Genomic DNA, 21,326 nt, shown 5'->3' with positions numbered 1-21,326 from the left:
GTGGTTATCGCTTCACCAACGATTATTACTGTGTTTGTAATAGACGATGTTGTCTCACACTCATGCCTCTGAGCATACTCATCCAAGCAAGAACAGTGAAGATCATCAAGATGATAAAAATAGCTTTAGGCGGTAATTCAGTGAGGACAATCCCTGTGATCATGGGGTTAAATGCACCACCGAGTAAACCCAGTGCTTGAGCAGAAAAATAGCTTGATTTCATGCCTTCCGGAGCAATGTTATCGATAAGCATGTATTCACCTGGTGCATAAATAAGTTCTCCCAACGTAAAAATAAATGAACCTAACGCCCATAAGTACAAGTTTTCACCCGCTTCCATAAATGTGGCTAAACCAGCGACAAAGAAGATAGTCCCTATCGTCATGTAACGTTTAAGGTTATCAGGCGTGAGGCGTTTGCCTACCATATATTGTAAGGTGACAACCACGACGGCATTCACAGGGAGTACAACGCCAATAACGGCTTGTGCAAACTCACTGTTTGCAACAGTAATCACATATTATGACATCCACGTTGTAAAAGAACCAAACACGAGAGAACCGAGAAAAGTCGATAGAATAAACCACGCAAGCGCTCTGTCATGCAGCATTGCTGCGGGGTTCCAAAGGTGTTTTGTTTCATCGTGATGAGAAACAGGTTTTACACTCTGTACATAACGTTGGATAAAGAAAATAGGAACAGAAGCAGAGATAGCAGCCAACCAGAAAGGTAAATTGATATTATACATCAATAACCATGTTCCAAGTGGTGGCCCAATTGTCCAACCAATATTTAAAAAAGTATAATTAAGTGAAAATACTTTCGCTTTAACGGAAAGGGAGAGTGTATCTGAAAAATAACCTTTTAATACTGTCGAAAAAACAGAATAAGAGCAGTTAATGAGCGAAAAGAAAATAACCACTAATACAGCATGATTAGATAATGGGATAGCAATAAAACCGCAAATAAAGGCGATAACAGCAAGGAGCATACAACGTTTTTTATCAACTTTATCGGCCAAAATACCAAAACCCATGCTGAATAAGACACCGACAGTCAGCGCTAAAGACATCGCAACACCAACGATATCAATCGCCATTTGATATTCGCGTGTTAGGTAAATTGCCATAAAGGGCAATGTTGCACCACGTCCAATGGTTAATAGCAGTGAAGAGCAGAGTAAAGCGCTATTTGAAATATTTGATTTAGACAACATGACTCACGACCTAGCGTTATAATTGTTATTGAGTTGTAGCACTGACTGTTAACGTTATAAATTACCGAATTTTGTGATGACAGGGAATGGGGGAGCAGCAACAATCGCTAAAAAAGATAAAAACAAAATATTCCCTTATACCTATCTCGTATTCGGATTTTTAAAATAGGGTATAGGGGGAATAACATCATATTTATAGTGTAATACACTACTACTTTTATATTGGCTGGATGGTATTAATCGGTAAGCTATTAAAACAAAGATGACAAGGGTGAAAATATCTTCACCCCTCAGCATATTAGCTTATTTAGGGATATAGACTAATAGGCGGTTACTTTTTTCAATGTCAAAAGTTAGGGAAGAATAATCATAATCGGCTATTTTCCCTTGATAGACCAGCTCCCGCACTCCTGTGCATGGCTGGTATATTTCGTGTTTATTCCAAAGCTGGCTAAATAATGTGGATTGTTCTGTTAATATTTTAATGAGCTTTTTGATATTAGGATCATTTTTAGTGCGAGCATAATCACGGCGGAAGCTTGCCAGTAATTGCTGTGCCACTAACGGCCAATTTGCGAACAGTTCCTGATAACGTTGATCCATAAATAATAAATATAGGAAATTACAATAATAAGGTTCCGCCTCAGAGAAATGGAAATAATCGTCTGCGCGAGGGTTATAAGCCAGTACATCCCAATGAAGATTGAGTACATAACATAAATAATTTTCAGGGAAATCAGCGATCAGTCGAGAAATAGCAGAGGGAACATGGTGCTCGGTCTTGGCGGTTGCGATAGGTTCCCGATTATGGGTTAACAAATAAAGATGCTGGCGCTCTGCGCTATTTAAATGCAGAGCTGCTGATAAATTATCGAGAAATTGTGTGGATACACCAATATCACGGCCTTGTTCAAGCCATGTATACCATGTAAGCCCAACACCTGCCAGTGCCGCGACTTCTTCACGGCGTAATCCTGGTGTTCGACGCCGAGAGGTTCTCGGTAAGCCAACCGATTCAGGAGAAAGACTTTCACGTTTTTGCCTTAAAAAATCAGCAAGTTCAGGTCGGTGACGTTGTTTTTCTTTCATAGCCTATTGTCTTTAGTAATAGTATAAATGGTTAAATTGTACCATGATAATTTTCTATTTATAGTCCTCATTCTTTAGTCATCTGAATGAGAAGATTATGAATCAGCAGCAACGTATCGCACTCTTTGTCTTATTATTGGCAGGGTTTGTAACAATTTTTGATTTATTTGTGGTGAATGTTGCCATAGTTAGTATTCAACAGTCATTGAATGCTAATTTAACCGAACTAACATTAATCATTGTCGGTTATGAATTGGCCTTTGGTCTATTGCTAATTACTGGCGGGCGCTTAGGTGATATTTATGGTAAAAAGTCCTTATACCGCACTGGCATGGCATTTTTTACGATCACATCTTTATTTTGTGCACTTGCGCCGACAGCGACATTATTAGTTATCGCTCGCTTCTTGCAGGGGTTGTCTGCCGCATTACTTTTCCCTCAAGTATATGCCAGTATTCGATTAAATTTTAATGAATCTCAGGCTAAAAAAGCCTTCGGTTATTTAGGAATGAGTTTGGGATTAGCGGCCATTGCAGGGCAGGCGTTTGGTGGTTGGTTAATCACATTAAATCTATTTGAACTCAATTGGCGAACTATTTTTCTTGTTAATGTGCCGATAGGTATTCTTGCTATTGCCTTATCTCGATTCTTACAGGAAGGAGAAAAAAGTCGAGTTGATTTAGATTGGCGTGGCGTTTTCTTGTCAAGCATGGGTATTTGTTGTGGGTTATTACCGTTTCTCATGTTACCCGTGTGGGGCTGGTCAACAGTGAGTTCACTACTGTTTTTATGTGGCGTATTGATGTTAACGTTGTTTGTTCGTCATGAACTGAGGATGGAAAAACAGGAAAAAGCTCCATTGTTAAGTATGCGTATTTTGCGTCATCGCTCTTTTGTTATTGGTTTATGGGTGGTCATGAGTGTTTATGCGACTTCATCCGCATTTCCTTTAATGTTGTCTTTGTTACTTCAGAACGGAATCGGATTAACGCCTTTTTTATCAGGCTTAGTTTTTGTTCCAGCCAGTGTTGGTTTTGTTATTTCTTCATTACTCACGCCCCATTGGATAAATCGTTATGGTGAGCGAATTGTATTTTGGGGAGCCGTATTTTATGGGGCGAGCTATATATTATTACTGACCGGTCTCTATTGGTTTTCATCAAATCATTCAGTGGTATGGCTGAGTCCTATTCTGCTGGCTATAGGCTTTACTCAAGGAATGATTATGACGCCAATGTTGAACCTAGTTCTTGCGAAAGTAACATCCCAAATGGTAGGGCAAGCTTCTGGTTTTACGGCGACATTACAGCAAGTTGGCGCCGCAATAGGCGCAACAGCAGTATCAGTGATCATGCAATATGGCTTAACTCATTTCTCATACCAATTACCCTTTGAACAACTTAAAAATGCGGTTAGTTTGGGATTAGTGTTTAACTTTTTAATGGCGGTCTGTGCGGCGGTTTTATTATTAAAGATTATCGGCAAAGCGACAATGAAAGAGCTTCCAAAGCATCCGTAAAAAATAAAAAGCCTTATACAAATAGTATAAGGCTTAATGCATCATAATGAATTAACGGAATTACAGTAGATCACTGGCATCGTGGCGTTCACGAACTTGTTGAGCAGGATCACCTTGCAGACAGTTAACACGGCGTCCACGTTGTACTGCTGGACGGGCATAGATTTCATCAGCCCAGCGAAGTAGGTGTTTATATTCATGAACACTCAAAAATTCACCCGCATCGTATTGCCAGCCTTTAACTAATGCTCCGTACCATGGCCAAATCGCAATATCCGCGATGGAGTAATGATTACCTGCAATATATTGATTATTGGCTAAACGTTGGTCGAGTACATCAAGTTGGCGCTTAGCTTCCATTGCAAATCGATTGATCGGATATTCGAATTTTTCTGGCGCATACGCATAAAAATGCCCGAAACCGCCGCCCAGAAAAGGAGCCGAACCCATTTGCCAAAATAGCCAAGATAAGGTTTCCGCCCGTTCAGGCTGTGTTGTGGGTAAAAATACAGAAAATTTTTCAGCAAGATAAGTCAATATTGAGCCAGACTCAAATATTCGTATCGGTTGCTCACCACTTCGATCGACGAGCGCTGGAATTTTCGAGTTTGGATTGATTTCTACAAATCCTGAGCTGAATTGATCGCCTTCACTGATATTAATCAACCAAGCATCATATTCTGCTTCTTTAATCCCTAGCTCCAGTAACTCTTCCAGCATAATAGTCACTTTTTGCCCGTTAGGAGTCCCTAACGAGTAAAGTTGTAGAGGGTGCTTCCCAATAGGCAGGGCTTTTTCATGTGTTGCACCTGATACAGGGCGATTAATATTCGCAAATTTACCACCGTTACCTTTTTCCCATTTCCAAACTTTAGGAGGGGTATAGGTTGAATTATTCATTTTTATCTCCAATTCGTTAGCTTGCTACATTGAGTAAGTACCGAGTTATTTATAAAGACGCAATATAAATACGGCGGCTGATTTCAGGTGTAATGTCATGATGCTCACCCAGCGCGGTCATGCCATTTTTGATCAAACTTTCTACTAAAGGTTCAATGACATCTTGATTCAAATTGTAATCGCTGAAGCGCGTTTTCACATTCATTCGTTCAAAAAACTCTCGAGTGAGTTCAATGGCACGAATAGCCTGTTGTTCTTCAGAGCCTTCATGAATACCCCAGACTTGTTGTGCATATTGCACAAGTTTAGCCTGTTTTTGCGGGCGTTTTTCGAGCAACATAGACGGTAATACAATCGCAAGAGTTTGCGCGTGATCTAACCCATATAATGCAGTAATTTCATGTCCTAACATATGTGTTGACCAATCTTGTGGCACGCCAACACCGATAAGACCATTTAATGCTAAAGTTGCAGTCCACATTAAACTCGCACGCGTATCGTAATCATGTGGGTTAGCTAAGGCTTTAGGGCCGATATCAATCAGTGTTTTTAATAAGCCTTCAGCGAAAACATCTTGTACAGGCGCATTCGCTGGATAGGTTAAATACTGTTCCATCACGTGAACAAAAGCATCAATGACACCATTACTGATTTGGCGTGGGGGGAGAGTAAATGTCTTTACGGGATCTAAAATAGAAAACTGTGGATACACAGTATCATGCATAAAAGCACGTTTAGAATGTGTTGCTTCACGGGTAATTACAGCGTTTTTATTCATTTCTGAACCTGTTGCCGGCAGTGTTAACACAGTACCAAAAGGCAACGCGGTATTCACTTTTTCACCGCCGCTAGTGAGAATGTCCCAACTATCGCCAGAAAAATTTGCAGCAGCAGCGACAAATTTAGTTCCATCAATGACTGAGCCACCACCGACAGCTAATAAATAGTCATAGCCTTCTTGATGAATTTTATCGACGGCTTTGATTAAGGTTTCATAGCGCGGATTGGCTTCAATACCACCAAATAGGCCAATTTGACGGTTACCTAATGCTTTTTCAACCCCATCTAATGTGCCTGTTTTACGAGCGCTTTCGCCGCCAAAAAGGATCAAAACTTTGGCTTCTTTTGGCACCAATCTATTCAATTCAGCGATTTTACCTTCACCAAAGACAATACGTGTTGGGTTATAAAATTCGAAATTTTTCATAGATAGACCTTATTTCAGCATGGAACAGGGATATTTTTTTGCCTTGAACAACTGGGAAAAAGGCAAAAACATTAAAAATTATTAATGTATTAACTAGCTTAACACATTATACAGACATAATTAGATTATGTATTATCGCAAGGTGTTATTTGTCATAAATACATGTAACTATTTATTTTTTATATCAATATCAAGAAGTCGCTTTGTGCAAGCGAACGGAGAGGGATTTTGATACAAGGTGAGGAAATTTACCTGATCAGCTAAGGAAGGCTTATGATCCCAATACATAAATATCACCACAAGATTAGTAATGAATATCATGAAAACTTAACCCCTTCTACAGAACAGAAATGCATTCATAGTATAGAACGACTCGTAGAAGAGGTTAGCCGGAATACAGGTATAGTATCGAGCCATTTATCTCCATTACATCAAGTTGCAAAGGAACAAGATTGTATTATTGGTATCCGCCCTGTTGATCGTTTTGCAACACAGCTGATTGCTGCCGGTAATCCAACAAAGGGCTTTCATATTAAAGGTAAAAGTGCTTCATGGGGGGCACAGGCAGGGTTAATTTGTGTCGACCAACGTTTTAGCAAATTAGAGAATAAATCAGAACAACAAATTGATAAATATAACGTTTTTGTACGTGATTGTATTGAAAAAGGACATTCTATACCGGTACCGCTTGAAATAACGGAGGAGCGGTTACAAACCTTATTACAGTTGGGGGCGATTCATCAGCTTAGTTTCGAAAACTCACAAGGTATTAGGCACTTTACTGCTGAAGGACCGAGTCGACGCAATTATCAATTTGCAGCTAAATGGCTGCCACAACAGCAGAAATACCGTATTTATTTTGAAGGAAAAACACTTGAAGTGTTGGCTTCTGTTCAAAACTTTGTTCCTATTACTGCTGATTATGATCTGTTATTGATTGGCCCACATATGCGATATTTTGGTTCTCAAGATAGGGTACCCGTCCCTGATGTCGCACATTCAATATATAAACAACGTATTGAAACATATCAAAATTTACCTAAAGACTCAAACCTGAGACAAGGTTACATGGATGAAACTCATTTTTATCAGAATGAAGATCGTGAGGTAGGTAATGCCTCACCACGGGCAAAGGAAATGATCTCGTTGATCAATAAAGCGCTGGTGGGAGAGGCCGAAAAAGTGGTCCATCATAGTGCAGATGCGACGAATCCAATGACTGAATTAGAGGCAAATTTTCCCGCCACTTTTGCTTTACCTAAAAAGATAGGGCATTTTGATGAGTTATGCATTATCGCCAATAAAGAGGAATTGGCGGAATTGATAACAATAGCCAAAGAAGAGGGTTACCACATTAACATTAATCCTTTGTGGAAAAATGAATTACCCTCAGTCAGACGTCCAAGCTTTGAATACGCTAAACGTAGACTCTCTATGGTTAATTTAAAATCAAAAATTACTCATTTTTAAATATGAATTTAGATATGTTTAAACAATACCTTAGAGACATTTACATCATATATTTACTCACATAACACAAATTTTTTTGACAAACGGTTAGGATATGATCTACATTTAATTCATTCAAATGAATGAAATGAGGTTTTTATGAAAAATACGATGATCCCAAATACATTTTCTATTAATGAACGAGATAGAAGGTGGAACCTTGCACGTCAAATTATGCAAGCTAATGGTCTTGAAGTCTTGATGGTATATGGTGATAGGGAGTCTGCGGCACCAGCACCATTTTGTATCGACCATTATTTTACCAATGACCGATTAGGATCGGTTGTTTTGTTCCACCTTGATAAGCCGCCAGTCGTGGTTACTTTTGCTCCCATGATGGTTGCTGACCATATGCAAGCAGCCATGCGTGGTGATCTACAGTGGATTTCACCTGAACAAATTGTTGTAGGTAAAACAGGGCGTAATATTGCACAAATATTAATTGATTTAGATATCTCATCTAACGCCAAAATAGGTGTAATAGGCTTAGAGCCATACCCTCCTTTCTATTTTGATGGGGCGATGCCATTTAATACCTTAACAGAAATTAAAAAAGGTTACCCAATATCCATTTTGTTCCCGTGTATAAACAATTTTTCCAGTTAGCTTCTGTTAAAAGTGAAGAGGAGTTAGCGCATATTCGGCATGCTGCGATGATTGGTGAAGCGATGAGTGAAGCCATGCGTGCAACTGCAATTCCGGGGAATACTGAAGCCGACATTGCAGCTGCTGTGACATCGACTTGTTTATCTATGGGAGGATTTACGGCTGAAATCTTAATGGGTTCGGGCCCTGAATATATTGGTTGGGGACAACCCGCGTGGCAATATCGTTCACAAAAACCTCGTGAAATCCAAGAGGGTGATATTGTTTTAACAGAAATATTTGCTTTGTATGGCATGTATGAAACTCAACATCAAGCCGCTGTTGCTGTCGGTAAAGTTCATCCTAACGTCGAAAGAGCCGCCGAAGTGGCACGTGAGTGCTATGAAATTGGTATTGAATATTTGAAAGAAGGGGTTACTTTTGGTGAGGTTGTCGATAAAATGGAACAACCTTTATTAAAATCAAAGGGTTGGCACGTGCATCCATTGATTCATAGTATTAATCCTTATGGGCCAATTGGTTTCGGCACAGCGCCTGGCATTGAATCACTGCCTATTGCACAAAAGTATCGCCAATTAGAAAGGTTACCTAATCCAGGCAGAGAATTAGTACTAAAAGCAGGTATGACGTTTGCGTTTGAACCTAATTGCGCCTTTGGTTATCATTTATGTAATTTAGGCGGAACCGTCGTCGTTGGCAAAGAAAAAGGCATTGAATTAAATACTAATTCCACGTATTTGATGCGAGCCGATATTTAACCCATAAGGTCACAGCGGGATATGACAGAAACGAATAAAAATACGCTTTCTTCTGAGCTAACCAAAGAAAAATTGATAAATGAAGGCATCAAATTATTTGCTCTTCATGGAATTGCTGGGGTAAGAACTCGTCAGTTAGCTGACAATGCAGGGGTCAACCAATCAGCCATTCCTTATCATATGGGAGGAAAGTTAGGGGTCTATTCCGCTGTTATTCAAAAAATTGCGTCCGATCTTGCGGCTGCGAGCCATCCTCATGAATTTGATCGGGCTTTCACGAAACTGACACAGCAGTCATCCAGACAAACAGAAGAAGCCAATGCTTTACTGCATATGTTAATCAATGGTCTTGGGAATGCGTTGTTACAGCCAGCGCATAATTATTATTCGGTATTGATCTTAAGGGAGCAGCTTGAACCGACAGAGAATTACCAAATTATTTATCGTGATTTTATTGAACCATTTCATATTCGGTTATCAGGTTTGATTCAGTTTATCAATCAACTGGATGAACAGACTGCAATTATTCGTGCACATGCAATTATTGGTCAGGTCTTAGGTTTCGTCGTGGCGAAAAGACCGTTATTGAAAAGGTTGAATCAAGATAACATTGACCAATCATTACTTGATGAAATTTTACAGCAAATAAGTCTATTAGCGAGTAGGGCATTACGAGTATAAAAAACAGTTATCATCATACTCTCTATCATGGTGACTGTTGTTATTACCTGTCCATGATCAATCATTGGTTTACTATCATTCCCATAAATTCTGATTAATGGGTATAATGGCGCTTATTGCTAAGTCATGGAGTTTAGTTGTATGAGGCGTTTTATTAGGATGGAGCTTCCTCCTGAGCCTATGATTAATGGTAAATGCGTAAGAAAACGCCTCAAAAATAGTGTTTGTGATAGTTGTGCACAGGTTTGCCCTGTTGAGGCGATTACTTTGGGTTCTATGAGTGCTGCTATTGATAATCAACTTTGTTATCAATGTGGTAATTGTTTGTTTTCATGCCCCGTTGATGCAATCGATAATATCGATCCTCATGAACGCTCCTATCATAATAACCGTTTAGTCATTAGCCATGATGAGCCATTAGCTAGTATTGAAGAGTTATTAGTGTGGCATAAGCAATATCAGATTAATGGCATAGAAATTGCTGAACCATTAGTGGATAAGTGGTTACCAGTACTTGCTGCACTGAATGTAAAACTTAAACATCTTCAAGAGCCTGTCTGGCAGCTAGTGGTGACTGAAGCGCCTGAAGTTGATAGTGGGCGACGTTCATTATTTTTTCGACAAAAATTAGACGAAAACCCATTAAGTAAAGGTCAAGTCAGAACCGGTCTTAATGCGCGTAAGCAATTTTATCCGCAAGATAGTTGGTTCCAGATTGAGTTAAATGCAGAGAGTTGTATTTTATGTGGTGCTTGCGCAAAAGTTTGTGATGAACAGGCTATTAAATTAGAAAATAATCAATTTATTTTTGATGAGAAAAAATGCACAGGTTGTATGAGTTGCCAAGTGGTATGCTTTCCTCAATCCATTGACGTCAAACCCTTTGTGGCAAAAGATAATCAAGCAAGAATATACCATTATTACGATGGTCAATGCGAAAAATGTCGACTCTCTTTTTTAGCTTGGCAACCAAATGAGCGTTTATGTCCGATTTGTGCACAGCATAAAAAGCAAGGTTGGTTATAAAGTCGGGGTATGCTTAGATTGCCTTATACATTTTTGCGTTAAAATCTTAGCTTTCTATTTCTTCGCGAATGGCTCGGCTTTAATGCACTGTATAACGCATTAACTAGTGACAAGTTGATACATTGGGCGATAGTGTTATATCGCTCAAATAATTTGAAGCTAGAAGGTGATTTATTGACTTTCTAAAGAGGCAAGAAATACGCGTAAAATTTGATTTAACGACGCCTGTTCTTCAGGGCTTAAACCTTCCACTAGCCTTGCTTGATTGGCAACATGCTTTTCAATTGCTTGATCGATGAGAGCTAATCCACTGTCAGTTAATGAAACCAAAAAACCACGCCCATCTTCAGGATTAGGGTGGCGTGCGACTAACCCAATTTTTTCTAGCTGATCGATTCGATTTGTCATTGTCCCTGACGTAACCATGAGAGTAGCAAGCATATCACCAGGGGATAGGGTATAAGGACTTCCTGCTCGGCGTAAGGTTGCTAGCACATCAAAGCTTGAACGATTAAGGCCAAATTGCGCAAATACTTTTTCCATTTCACGAGTGAGATGGAAAACGATATTGCTTAAACGACCTATCAAGCCCATCGAACTAATATCTAAATCGGGACGTTGATTGGCCCATTGTTGAGTGATTTTATCTATGCGATCCATAGGTGAATTATGTCAATAATTTATCTTGACGTCAAGGTAAGTTAAAACTATCTTGATATCAAGATAAATTAACCGAGTTTGATAATGAATCGTTATTCCATTTTATTGCTAACTGCATTAGCACCTATTGTTTGGGGAAGTACTTATTTAATTACTACGGAAATGCTACCCGCTGGATTTCCGCTAACTTTAGCGGTATTAAGAGCGTTACCTGCGGGGTTATTATTATTGATTTGGCTGCGTAAGCTGCCACAAGGCGTATGGTGGCTACGGGTTATTGTATTGGGGATCTTAAACTTTTCGTTATTTTGGTGGTTGTTGTTTGTTTCAGCGTACCGTTTACCTGGTGGTGTTGCTGCAACGGTGGGGGCTGTACAACCGTTAATTGTATTGTTTTTAAGCTATTGGTTGTTGAAAAGTCAACTCTCAGTACTATCAATAGTCGCTTCATTGACAGGTATTTCAGGGGTTGCAATATTGCTATTAACTCCAAGTGCAGCGCTGGACTTTACAGGTATCATTGCAGGATTTGCTGGCGCTTTTTCGATGGCAGCGGGTACCGTACTTAGTCGACGTTGGCAGCCACCGGTGACACCATTAACTTTTACTGCTTGGCAATTAACAGCAGGTGGAGTGGTATTATTACCGTTTGCTTTATGGTTAGAACCTGCATTACCTTCACTCACCGTCATGAATATGCTTGGGATCAGCTATCTAACTTTGATTGGTGGTGCATTAACTTATGCATTATGGTTTAGAGGACTTGCATTATTGGGGCCGAGTTCGGTCGCTTCTTTAGGTTTTTTGAGCCCAGTGAGTGCAGTTGTATTAGGCTGGATAGTATTAGAACAGCACCTAAGTTTATTACAATTTGTTGGTATGGTGGTGATATTAGTTAGTGTTTGGGGGAGTCAACAGTCAGAAAAACGATTAGCGCAACGGAAATTACAACAAGCCGTATAATTAAGCGACTAATTAATAAAAATAACTATAAATTTATAATATAAGAAAAGGGCAAGTCGTATCCGGACGCTTTGCCCTTTAGTTTGTTTACTGCTGGTGGCGCGAATGTCAGTAGCTTTGTTGAATAACTCTTCCGCTTGCCAAAATGGCTTTCAAGGATTGAGGGGGTAAATCGTTAAAGGCTTGTTTAGAAAAATTGGCCATAATGACGGTTCCATCACTAAAAGTTGTCTTTTGTACCCATCCTTCATTATCGAGCCATTGGAAGCCCACCATCTTTTTGTCCCATAAAACCTCGTGCAATGGACGATAAACCTCATTTGACTTGAGTATGTCAGGGAGCCGTTTTTGGATTGTATTACGACTTAAATTATATAGTGGTGCTGTATTATATAATTGGCTGAGTAGTTCCCGAGTTGTTTGTACCTCTGGGAATTTCAAATTATCGAAAGTCCAGTGATGAGTGCTAATGATAGTATCATGAAATACAGCTTGATATAGCGGGAGCCGCCAGCGAGGATCAAATTCAACCGTTAAATAAGGTTGTTTTAATTTTGCTTTTTTGAAGAATGTTGCGGGCTCACTTTCAGGCCACCATGCACCTAAATAGTAAGGCGAATTTTTATCTTTATGGATGCTCTGATCTCCCCAACCAAATCCCCAAGTTTCCATTCCATGAGCAAACATTAAATGTTTGGCTGTTAAGGCATTACCATCTTCAGACCCGAGAGGGATCCTAAGGTTTTTTTCAATCCATTCTAGACGTGTATTACGTGCCTGAGCCATTTGTTGTGCGCTCGTTCTATTCTCTGGATGATAGTCATTCGTCACCATCGCAGTACCATCAACATCCAGGAAGAGGCTATTAGTGTGTGATAATTCAAGGATATTTTTGATTCTATTTTTTGAGTAATTCAGCATACAGCCTGGATTAAGGTAATAGCCTTGACCTCCAAACCCCGGTAGTTTTTGACCATTTTTTTGCACAATGGCACATTTTTTACGTAACTCGGAGGGAATCTGAGCGGTAAGCCATTGGTCATTCACTCCAGCAGGGATCCCTGTGTCATAGGAGTCATAACTGCCGATTAAATAACCTAGTTCTAATGTCTGATCGACGGCTTGAGGCTGATAAAAGGTGACAGCCCAATTATCAACACCTAACCAAATTCTATCTAATCCTCTAATATTTAGCTGGTTAATTAGAGGAATGGATAACCCTTGTCCCCAATTTTGACTAGCGGTTAACCATGGACCTAATTGCAGAGCAGCGAAACGTTTAATTTTTTGAGCTTGCACTTGCTGATGTTGTAAAAATTCCGCATCGTAAGGAGCTTTAGAATTAGGAATAATGCGTTTAAAAGCATTGTTTAAAGCATTGGTTAAATAAGGCCGCTGCCATTCTTCTGGGGGAGCAAGTGTGATTTTTTTGAAGGCGGTTTGTGCATCCTTTTCAAGAGCTTGCCAAATACGTTTGCCGCTCGAAGATTGCAAATATTGGCTTAGCCCTTGCCAATCTTTAATATCCTGTTGATCAAGTAATCCTTTACCCCAAACATAAATATGGGTAGCACCAATTAATTTATAACCATCATGTATATAGGTAAATTTTTCTCGTAGTGTTTTTATTTCACCGATGGATTCTAAATATTGCCGATACGCAAGCGCTCCATCAATAGGAGAGTTACCAACCGAAAGAATAACGTCAAAAGGTTGCTCAAGATTAAATTGGTCGAAAATATGACCAGAAGACATGTGTAGTTGTTTAGATTGTGTTGAAAAATTAATTTTATTATTAAATGGATTTATTAATAGCCAGCTATATACTCGATTTTGTTGTTGGCTCCATAAAGGAAGTTTTAGGTCATAATTGGTATCAATACCATTTTGTTCCTTTAATAAATATTGTTGCCATATAATATTGTCAGTTGGAATATGGCTACCTTCACCCAGTGGCATATATAACGCAGAGATGTCCTTAGGTGATTGATACCAAAAAAATGTTTGGACTTGACTAGTTGTAAAACGTAAACGAAGTTGCTGACCTTCAAGTCTAGCAGAAACGTTCATTTGCCTGTCTGGCCAATACCAACTGGCTTTATCGTCAGTTGCTTTGATTTTTTGGGTTGTACGCTGTTGAATTCCCTTATTAATAACTTCATTTTCATGGGCGATTTTTAGCGTTTCAGGTTCTATAGTAATAGAAAAATCATTATTTTTGAGTGTTAAACCATGAGAAATTGAACTAATAAATAATAGCGTTATGGCGAGTTTACAATGGTATTTTTTCATGCAGTAAGAAACCCGTGTTTATAATATATTGGTACTGTGGTAAATAAAATCTTAACCTGCACATAAAAAAAACAAAAACAGATTTAATGATGGGTTAAAGTTCGAATTAATCGTATTAAACAAAATATACTTTTCTACAAAACTATTTTTCGTTGAATAATTACTGTTACATAAAATGTTAATGTGTTCTATTAATATTAGGCGTAATATTCGGGATTATCGCGGCAAATGTGTGCCCGTAGCATAATTGATCCATCAAAGTCGTACTCATTGCTGTTCCATCGGTAGAAAAATAGAAAGCAGACCATCCCTTTATGATTTGTTTTCTATTTTTCTTATCATCCAATCAAATTAGCAAAGGGTCGGCAACTTGACACATCTTCAGACTTTGAGCAATATCCATAGGACCACGATAAAGAGGGGCACCTAAGGCTGAAAAATGTGCTATCGCTTGTGTAAAATTGCTGACATGTCAATATAAGAGAGTCCTTTTTGCCTGCGCTGATTTTGCTATCCGTTTGAACAGTTTCGATAGAAAAATCATCTAGATGTAATAAAATGAAATCAAACTCAGGTAAATATTCTGTAATGGTATTCGAAAAAGCGTTTTGGAACTAAGCCAATCTTTCACTGACATTCGGAACATGAATTAAAGTTGCAGTAGAGCTAGTGATTCGCGCCATAAAGTTATTTAAGAAAAAGCGATGAGTGATTTAGATTTCAATTAGATATGTAGGGATAATATTTGGAGAGACTAAAAAGTAATCAAGTGTTATTTTTTAGCCAGTAAAGTCACCTCGAATATTGTCGTATTTCGCTCAAGAATTTACGACTCATTCTAATTTAACCTGGGGCCAATATGCTATTTTCTAATGAAGAAAACACACTACCCATTGCCGAGGATGCTTTTTTATTAAAAGGCTTTTTATTAGGAAATGGTGAGGCGCTATTGTTGGCATTAAATCAGGTCGTAGAACAATCACCTTTTCGTTTTATGGTGACACCTGGGGGGCATAGTATGTCAGTTGCTATGACAAATTGTGGTCCATGGGGATGGGTCACTGATGGACAAGGTTACCGTTATCAAATGAGTGACCCTGTCACAAAAGAAGCTTGGCCAACTATGCCCGCTATTTTTATGACTTTGGCTCAAGAAGCCGCTGAGATGGCCGGTTTCCCTAATTTTTTACCGGATGCTTGCTTAATCAATCGTTATTCTATTGGGGCAAAGTTATCTTTGCATCAAGATAAAGATGAAACTGATTTTTCGCAGCCCATTGTTTCTTTCTCCTTAGGACTACCTGCAATATTTGATTTTGGCGGTAAAACCCGAGAGGCGCCCAAAAAAGCATTATTATTGGAACATGGTGACGTTGTCGTTTGGGGAGGAAAGTCGCGATTAAATTACCATGGTGTACGTAGTATCAAAGCGGGGAGTCACCCTGTTTTAGGCGAATATCGTATTAATATCACTTTTCGCCGCTGCCAGTAAAAATGAGTTAATAGATTATTTTTCCATCATGTATAGGTTGGTGATATTTCAATACAGATGGTTAATTCCTTCAACTGTAGCAGCCTGTTGTTCATTGGAGGTAAATAAACAGAAAAATACCCTTAATATTATTAGGTAAATTATACGCCATCATTTTATGCATAAATTTATGTTGTCATAATTTAAAAAACTACCCAATAAAGGTTAAACAGTATTTAAAACAGGTATGCAACGTAGACTATTGAAGATAGCCCATTATCAGAATATAAATAGTGATTCAAAAAATACTAACAAAAATAACACTGGGAATAATAATGTACAGTTTTCAAAATGATTATAATGAAATAGCACATCCGTCAGTCATGAATACGCTGAATAACTTAGTTGGAAAGCGTTTTGATGGCTATGGTACTGATCAATATACTCAACAAATAGCAGATAAGATTAAGTTGAGAATCGGATGTCCTGATGCGGATATACATTTTTTTAATGGTGGGACCATTACCAACTTAACCGCAATTTCGCATGCATTACGTCCACATCAAGCCGCAATTGCCGTAGAGTCTGGACATATTGCAACTCATGAGACTGGCGCTATTGAAGCAACCGGCCATAAGGTGATTACTGTTCGCTCAGAGTCAGGTAAGCTTGAGCCTAAGCATATTCAGGCAGTGTTGGCAGAACACAATGATGAGCATGCGGTTCAACCTAAATTAGTTTATATCAGTAATTCAACTGAAATTGGAACAGTTTATCGTAAGCAAGAGCTTCAAGCACTTCGCACTGAATGTGATAAACATGGACTATTACTGTTTATGGATGGCGCACGTTTAGCCTCTGGATTGATGTCCAGCAACAGTGATTTAACGATTGAAGATATCGCCCAATTAACGGACATGTTTTACATTGGCGGGACAAAAATAGGCGCATTTGCAGCAGAAGTATTGGTTATTTTAAACCCCACACTAAAATCAGATTTTCGTTATTCGTTAAAACAAAAAGGGGCTTTACAGGCTAAAGGTTGGTTGTTAGCTGCTCAATTTGATGCATTATTTACCGATGATTTATTTTTCCAGCTAGGTGCTTATGTGAATAATAAAGCGGCTCAGTTAGTGAAACTTTTTGAAGAAAAAGGGTTTGGGTTCCTAGCGCCACCAGAGTCTAATCAAATTTTTGTGATTCTACCCAATGAATTAGCTGAGAAGCTGATGACTCATTATGTATTGCGCAAAATTTGTGAACCTGAACATGGCCAAAGTTGTTTACGTTTATGTACATCTTGGTCAACAACACAGCAAGATGTCGACAAGTTCATTACCACATTTAAGTCACTTATTTAAGCTAAAGATGCAGAATAAAGTGACTGGATGACATTGTATAGGGGAAGTGGCTCCGATAATGTTTGATATTATCGGGGACACTTCAATGCGGTGGTGAATTGCGTCTTTAAAGCCCCTTGTTTGTATATTAATAGGTCAGTTTCTCTCGAGTAAACATTCACAATTCCATTTTTCGTTGGGGTATTGAACTGATTTTCCTTTGGGAAAGGATCTTTTTTCTCGAACATTTAGAAAATTAGGTATGCGATTGAAATAGCAATGCCTCTTATCTAAAGAAGTTGGTAATATAGGCTTTGATATTGTGATTACAGGATAATGTTATGTTTATTTGGGTAGATGCAGATGCCTGTCCAAAGGTGATCAAAGAAGTATTATACCGTGCAGCTGATCGCGAAAAGGTTCAGGTAACGTTTGTTGCTAATCAACGACTAACCGTTCCTCCTTCTGCTTTTTTACGTACGTTACAAGTCGCTGCTGGTTTTGATGTGGCAGATAATGAAATAGTACGCCGTGCACAGCAGGGTGATTTAGTCGTGACTTCGGATATTCCTTTGGCTGCTGAAGTGATGGAAAAAGGCGCTATAGCACTGAATCCTAGAGGTGAGCGTTATAGTGAAGCAACCATTCGTGAGCGTTTAACTATCAGGGATTTTATGGACACAATGCGGGCGAGTGGCGTACAAACAGGAGGGCCTGCTAGTTTAAATCAGCGTGACCGTCAACAGTTTGCTAATGAGTTAGATAAATGGTTACTACACCGCAGAAAGCAGCTAGCAACTCAATAGATTCATTATCCTACCAATGTGTGTCATCTTAACAAAATCGATTTAAGATGACATAGTCTATGTGTTAAATGAGTAAATACTTATCCACGACTTCTAAAAACACATCTATCAGTGATATCTCTTATTATTTTTTATTTCTACTGACCTTTATGATTTGGCCTATGATGAACATATTCAATCACGGTTCCGTCAGGATGAATGGCATTAAAAGCTTTCCCTGTGGGAACGTTTTGGAGTGGAAAAATAATTTTTGCTCCTGATTGGATAAGCTTATCGTAATAAGGTTGTACATCATCCACTAATAAAGTGGTATGCGTGCTCGTAAAGGGCACTAATTTTTCATCGGGGCCTTCAATAATAAGAAAAGCACCGACCATCGCGAGACGTAATTGATGTTCAGGGAACGGAAAGAAGCCATCCATGGTGACTTTTTGCAATTGTTCATAAAAAGTGATGCTGTCTTCTAGTTCCCCTGGTGCGACAAAAACACGGGCCATCACTCGAGGTGTCGTTAAGTGTTCACTTGATGGTTGTTTACGCCATAACTGTGTTAATTTCATTATTTCTACTGCCATTTTGGACACTCTATAGGTTAAAAAATATAAGTAATTTTATAAAATATCGAGTTATTTCTGAGTCTATTTTGTTCTAATATTTATCAATAAAGTATAAAGGGTCCTAGGCTGTTTTTATTGCCGTATGAGAATGTTCAGATAATTGAAAATCTCATTAATATAAATACGCTATTCATTGATATTTACGGTAAACTTTAAAAAAATATCTAACAAGAATGTAAGGAATAACATGGAGCCTGTTTTTCAAAAACCTCGTTGGTTGCGTGATTTACTACGATTTATTCCCTTAAAAAGTCAATTCGTACTATTTGGTAATGTGCGTGACCTGCAAGCCAGTGAAATTGCCCCTAATATAGTTACGCCATTACCTTTTAATCAGGCTCTTTTTAATGGTCTTTTTGATGCAGGCTATGCGCATGTTATTACTTATACCCCCCTTATGGGATTTCAGTGGGTAACGCATCCTTCTCGCCAAGCACAAGAAGGAGACGTGTTAATGCAGCAATTAGGGTTAACAGCGTCAGGAGGGCGTGCGGCCGGAGGTATTGACCTTCTTAATCAAGTGTTAGAAAAATGGATAAATTATCAGGAACAGCCGATCGCATTATGTATTGATTTTGCGTCATGCCTGATTTCGCATCATGCCAATTTAACCCCCGCTGAACATAGCCTATTTACGCGTGCACTGGTTGTTTCCCATCAAGCGAAAGCTCGGCCTGCTGGAGAGAAAAATCAGCCCTTCTTCAATACGTTGTTTTGGATTGTGGAAAAGGAAACTGATTTACCGGATTGGTTTCTCGTTAATAATCCACGGATACGGGCGATTTCTGTTGCCAAACCGGATAGTTTAGTAAGACGCCAATTGGCACCAACATTATTGGCTTCACTGCAAGGTTTTGGGCAACTCGTTGATTCAGAAAAAGAGCGTGTCATCAATGATTTTATTGATGAAACAGAAGGGTTATTGTTGCTTGACCTTACAGCAATTATTCAACTAGCCCGTATTGAATTGGTCGAGGTCTCTCGTATCAGCGATGCAGTACGACGGTATAAAGTTGGGATAACTGAAGATCCATGGAAAAAAATTGATAAGCAAAAAATACATAATGCACCACAGGTTATTCAACGCCGAGTGAAAGGGCAGCAACACGCGATCACTCACATATTGGATATCATTAAACGGGCTATGACGGGGGTTGCTAATCACAAAGGTGGTCGCCCACGTGGTGTTGTCTTTCTTGCAGGACCTACGGGAGTTGGTAAAACTGAGCTTGCAAAAACTGTCACTCAGCTGCTATTTGGTGATGAAAATGCGTACATCCGCTTTGATATGTCGGAATTTAGTGCTGAACATGCAGATCAGCGCCTAATAGGAGCACCTCCAGGCTATGTTGGCTATGATTCTGGCGGTGAGTTAACGAATGCCATTAGAGAAAAGCCTTTTAGCGTTGTGTTATTCGATGAAATTGAAAAAGCACACCCACGTTTGATGGATAAATTCCTCCAAATTATTGATGACGGTGTATTAACTTCGGGACGTGGCGATCGCGTTTATTTTTCTGAATCACTCATTATTTTTACCTCAAATCTTGGTATTTACCGTTTAGATGATAATGGTGAAAGAGTCGCGAATGTACAGCCGCATGAGCCATTTGAAACCGTCACGCGTAATGTCAAAAATGAAATTGAGCGTCATTTTAAATTGGTGCTTAATCGACCTGAATTGCTCAACCGAATTGGTGAAAATATCATTGTATTCGATTTTATTCGTCCTGATGTCGCCGAGCAGATATTTGAGCAAATGGTCAGTAATATTCTTTCCGGACTAGATAAACAAGCGTTGAATATCTCCATTTCTCCACAAGCGAAAGAAGGCCTAAAAAAACGTTGTTTGTCTGATTTGTCAAATGGTGGAAGGGGAATTCGCAATCAATTAGAGGCTTATTTAATTAATCCATTATCACGGGCCATATTTGATAGTGAATTGACTGCTGGAGTAAATTATCAAATAACAGATATTGAAATTGGCGAGCTGACACATATCACATTACAGCCGCAGGTCAGTTAAAGCATGAAAATCAGTCTTTCACGCCTACATTTTCCTGTTACAACCTTAGGACCTGGCCAGAGAATTGGTTTGTGGGTACAAGGTTGTTCTTTGCACTGTAAAGGATGTTTATCGCCCGATACTTGGCATCAACGTGATAATGCAATTGAGATCAGTGAGCTGATTGCACAACTTAGTCAATGGTTTCCTTTTGCGGATGGTATCACCATTTCCGGTGGTGAACCTTTCGAACAACCAAAAGCGTTGCAGCAGTTGCTGAAAGCGTTACGACAGCACTTCCAGGGAGATATTTTCGTTTATAGCGGTTATGAATGGGAGCAAATCAAGCAGCAGGTTTTAGAAATGGATGGATTGATTGATGCGCTGATGAGTGGCCCTTACCTAGAGAATGCGCCACAAACGCAAGCTCTTAGAGGAAGTGATAATCAGCAATTACACCGGCTCACCCCCCTTGGCGATGCGCGATTTGCTCAATACGACAGAGCGTTAACCGAAAATGATAAAATACTTGATTTAGCACTTGATCAGACAGGGCGTATCTTTTTAACAGGCATCCCACAGCGCCATGATATGTTGCGTTTACGAACATTACTTGAGCAACAAGAGCAGCCCCTAAAACAACTAAAGAAATAACCTAAAT

18 protein-coding genes and 1 pseudogene are annotated in these 21,326 nt (G+C 39.1%); 12 read left to right on the top strand and 7 right to left on the bottom strand.

What is annotated here, in order from left to right; genetic code table 11:
- Window positions 1–25: 25 nt before the first annotated feature.
- Together ydeE and O7C57_RS10805 are read right to left on the bottom strand one after the other, a co-directional pair.
- Window positions 26–1,216, bottom strand: a pseudogene (gene ydeE, locus O7C57_RS10810) (efflux MFS transporter YdeE).
- Window positions 1,217–1,519: 303 nt separating this feature from the next.
- Window positions 1,520–2,305 carry a helix-turn-helix transcriptional regulator gene (locus tag O7C57_RS10805; protein ID WP_269723130.1) on the bottom strand — a complete coding sequence of 262 codons (786 nt, stop codon included), beginning with the start codon at window positions 2,303–2,305 and terminating at the stop codon, window positions 1,520–1,522.
- Window positions 2,306–2,402: 97 nt separating this feature from the next.
- On the opposite strand from O7C57_RS10805, the gene O7C57_RS10800 reads away from it, so the two are divergent.
- Window positions 2,403–3,824, top strand: a complete 1,422-nt coding sequence (locus tag O7C57_RS10800) for an MFS transporter (RefSeq protein ID WP_249998747.1) — start codon at window positions 2,403–2,405, stop codon at window positions 3,822–3,824.
- Between the two features lie 60 nt (window positions 3,825–3,884).
- Here O7C57_RS10800 and yghU read toward each other — a convergent pair whose 3' ends face one another.
- Window positions 3,885–4,724 (bottom strand): glutathione-dependent disulfide-bond oxidoreductase, encoded by an 840-nt coding sequence (yghU, locus tag O7C57_RS10795; RefSeq protein WP_269723129.1) that lies wholly within the window; start codon window positions 4,722–4,724, stop codon window positions 3,885–3,887.
- 49 nt (window positions 4,725–4,773) lie between these two features.
- Window positions 4,774–5,931, bottom strand: a complete 1,158-nt coding sequence (locus O7C57_RS10790) for an iron-containing alcohol dehydrogenase (protein WP_269723128.1) — start codon at window positions 5,929–5,931, stop codon at window positions 4,774–4,776.
- 273 nt (window positions 5,932–6,204) lie between these two features.
- On the opposite strand from O7C57_RS10790, the gene O7C57_RS10785 reads away from it, so the two are divergent.
- The 5 genes from O7C57_RS10785 (at window position 6,205) to O7C57_RS10765 (ending at window position 10,511) form a co-directional block, all read left to right on the top strand.
- Window positions 6,205–7,401, top strand: coding sequence for an anthrax toxin-like adenylyl cyclase domain-containing protein (locus O7C57_RS10785; RefSeq protein WP_269723127.1), 1,197 nt, complete (start codon window positions 6,205–6,207; stop codon window positions 7,399–7,401).
- A 138-nt stretch (window positions 7,402–7,539) separates the two neighbouring features.
- Window positions 7,540–8,046 carry a hypothetical protein gene (locus O7C57_RS10780; RefSeq protein WP_269723126.1) on the top strand — a complete coding sequence of 169 codons (507 nt, stop codon included), beginning with the start codon at window positions 7,540–7,542 and terminating at the stop codon, window positions 8,044–8,046.
- Window positions 8,022–8,804, top strand: coding sequence for a M24 family metallopeptidase (locus O7C57_RS10775; protein ID WP_269723125.1), 783 nt, complete (start codon window positions 8,022–8,024; stop codon window positions 8,802–8,804). Before O7C57_RS10780 ends, O7C57_RS10775 begins: the two co-directional genes overlap by 25 nt.
- A 21-nt stretch (window positions 8,805–8,825) precedes the next feature.
- Window positions 8,826–9,485, top strand: a complete 660-nt coding sequence (locus O7C57_RS10770; protein WP_154624245.1) for a CerR family C-terminal domain-containing protein — start codon at window positions 8,826–8,828, stop codon at window positions 9,483–9,485.
- 141 nt (window positions 9,486–9,626) lie between these two features.
- Window positions 9,627–10,511 carry a 4Fe-4S binding protein gene (locus O7C57_RS10765; protein WP_154624244.1) on the top strand — a complete coding sequence of 295 codons (885 nt, stop codon included), beginning with the start codon at window positions 9,627–9,629 and terminating at the stop codon, window positions 10,509–10,511.
- Window positions 10,512–10,682: 171 nt separating this feature from the next.
- Here O7C57_RS10765 and O7C57_RS10760 read toward each other — a convergent pair whose 3' ends face one another.
- A complete protein-coding gene (locus O7C57_RS10760) occupies window positions 10,683–11,171 on the bottom strand; it encodes a MarR family winged helix-turn-helix transcriptional regulator (protein WP_154624243.1) in 489 nt (162 codons plus the stop codon).
- An 84-nt stretch (window positions 11,172–11,255) separates the two neighbouring features.
- Between O7C57_RS10760 and O7C57_RS10755 the strand changes: the two genes are divergently transcribed.
- Complete coding sequence (locus O7C57_RS10755; protein WP_163861701.1) at window positions 11,256–12,134, top strand: EamA family transporter; 879 nt, start codon at window positions 11,256–11,258, stop codon at window positions 12,132–12,134.
- Between the two features lie 108 nt (window positions 12,135–12,242).
- Here O7C57_RS10755 and O7C57_RS10750 read toward each other — a convergent pair whose 3' ends face one another.
- Window positions 12,243–14,426 carry a glycoside hydrolase gene (locus tag O7C57_RS10750; RefSeq protein ID WP_269723124.1) on the bottom strand — a complete coding sequence of 728 codons (2,184 nt, stop codon included), beginning with the start codon at window positions 14,424–14,426 and terminating at the stop codon, window positions 12,243–12,245.
- A gap of 859 nt (window positions 14,427–15,285) precedes the next feature.
- Here O7C57_RS10750 and alkB point away from each other — a divergent pair.
- From alkB to O7C57_RS10735, 3 genes are all read left to right on the top strand, one after another.
- Entirely contained in the window at window positions 15,286–15,918 is a 633-nt protein-coding gene (alkB, locus tag O7C57_RS10745; RefSeq protein ID WP_154622938.1) for a DNA oxidative demethylase AlkB, read from the top strand.
- A 314-nt stretch (window positions 15,919–16,232) separates the two neighbouring features.
- Window positions 16,233–17,258 (top strand): threonine aldolase family protein, encoded by a 1,026-nt coding sequence (locus O7C57_RS10740; RefSeq protein ID WP_163861692.1) that lies wholly within the window; start codon window positions 16,233–16,235, stop codon window positions 17,256–17,258.
- Window positions 17,259–17,578: 320 nt separating this feature from the next.
- Complete coding sequence (locus O7C57_RS10735; RefSeq protein WP_269723123.1) at window positions 17,579–18,043, top strand: YaiI/YqxD family protein; 465 nt, start codon at window positions 17,579–17,581, stop codon at window positions 18,041–18,043.
- Between the two features lie 137 nt (window positions 18,044–18,180).
- Here O7C57_RS10735 and O7C57_RS10730 read toward each other — a convergent pair whose 3' ends face one another.
- Window positions 18,181–18,618, bottom strand: a complete 438-nt coding sequence (locus O7C57_RS10730; protein WP_244316425.1) for a VOC family protein — start codon at window positions 18,616–18,618, stop codon at window positions 18,181–18,183.
- Window positions 18,619–18,847: 229 nt separating this feature from the next.
- Here O7C57_RS10730 and O7C57_RS10725 point away from each other — a divergent pair, with 229 nt between their 5' ends.
- Window positions 18,848–20,686 carry an AAA family ATPase gene (locus tag O7C57_RS10725; RefSeq protein ID WP_269723122.1) on the top strand — a complete coding sequence of 613 codons (1,839 nt, stop codon included), beginning with the start codon at window positions 18,848–18,850 and terminating at the stop codon, window positions 20,684–20,686.
- A 3-nt stretch (window positions 20,687–20,689) separates the two neighbouring features.
- Window positions 20,690–21,319 (top strand): 4Fe-4S single cluster domain-containing protein, encoded by a 630-nt coding sequence (locus O7C57_RS10720; protein ID WP_154623434.1) that lies wholly within the window; start codon window positions 20,690–20,692, stop codon window positions 21,317–21,319.
- The last annotated feature ends 7 nt before the right edge of the window (window positions 21,320–21,326 follow it).

The sequence above is a fragment of the Providencia sp. 21OH12SH02B-Prov genome, assembly GCF_027362595.1.
Lineage (GTDB): Bacteria > Pseudomonadota > Gammaproteobacteria > Enterobacterales > Enterobacteriaceae > Providencia > Providencia zhejiangensis.
This window is presented reverse-complemented; position numbering and strand designations above follow the sequence as displayed.

Excerpts from the sequence above, each read along its gene's own strand:
- O7C57_RS10790 (WP_269723128.1), bottom strand. The coding sequence starts at position 5,931 with ATGAAAAATTTCGAATTTTATAACCCAACACGTATTGTCTTTGGTGAA.
- O7C57_RS10735 (WP_269723123.1), top strand. The coding sequence starts at position 17,579 with ATGTTTATTTGGGTAGATGCAGATGCCTGTCCAAAGGTGATCAAAGAA.
- O7C57_RS10800 (WP_249998747.1), top strand. The coding sequence starts at position 2,403 with ATGAATCAGCAGCAACGTATCGCACTCTTTGTCTTATTATTGGCAGGG.
- O7C57_RS10765 (WP_154624244.1), top strand. The coding sequence starts at position 9,627 with ATGAGGCGTTTTATTAGGATGGAGCTTCCTCCTGAGCCTATGATTAAT.
- O7C57_RS10760 (WP_154624243.1), bottom strand. The coding sequence starts at position 11,171 with ATGGATCGCATAGATAAAATCACTCAACAATGGGCCAATCAACGTCCC.
- O7C57_RS10780 (WP_269723126.1), top strand. The coding sequence starts at position 7,540 with ATGAAAAATACGATGATCCCAAATACATTTTCTATTAATGAACGAGAT.
- O7C57_RS10740 (WP_163861692.1), top strand. The coding sequence starts at position 16,233 with ATGTACAGTTTTCAAAATGATTATAATGAAATAGCACATCCGTCAGTC.
- O7C57_RS10805 (WP_269723130.1), bottom strand. The coding sequence starts at position 2,305 with ATGAAAGAAAAACAACGTCACCGACCTGAACTTGCTGATTTTTTAAGG.
- O7C57_RS10785 (WP_269723127.1), top strand. The coding sequence starts at position 6,205 with ATGATCCCAATACATAAATATCACCACAAGATTAGTAATGAATATCAT.
- O7C57_RS10755 (WP_163861701.1), top strand. The coding sequence starts at position 11,256 with ATGAATCGTTATTCCATTTTATTGCTAACTGCATTAGCACCTATTGTT.
- alkB (WP_154622938.1), top strand. The coding sequence starts at position 15,286 with ATGCTATTTTCTAATGAAGAAAACACACTACCCATTGCCGAGGATGCT.
- yghU (WP_269723129.1), bottom strand. The coding sequence starts at position 4,724 with ATGAATAATTCAACCTATACCCCTCCTAAAGTTTGGAAATGGGAAAAA.
- O7C57_RS10750 (WP_269723124.1), bottom strand. The coding sequence starts at position 14,426 with ATGAAAAAATACCATTGTAAACTCGCCATAACGCTATTATTTATTAGT.
- O7C57_RS10720 (WP_154623434.1), top strand. The coding sequence starts at position 20,690 with ATGAAAATCAGTCTTTCACGCCTACATTTTCCTGTTACAACCTTAGGA.
- O7C57_RS10770 (WP_154624245.1), top strand. The coding sequence starts at position 8,826 with ATGACAGAAACGAATAAAAATACGCTTTCTTCTGAGCTAACCAAAGAA.
- O7C57_RS10725 (WP_269723122.1), top strand. The coding sequence starts at position 18,848 with ATGGAGCCTGTTTTTCAAAAACCTCGTTGGTTGCGTGATTTACTACGA.
- O7C57_RS10730 (WP_244316425.1), bottom strand. The coding sequence starts at position 18,618 with ATGGCAGTAGAAATAATGAAATTAACACAGTTATGGCGTAAACAACCA.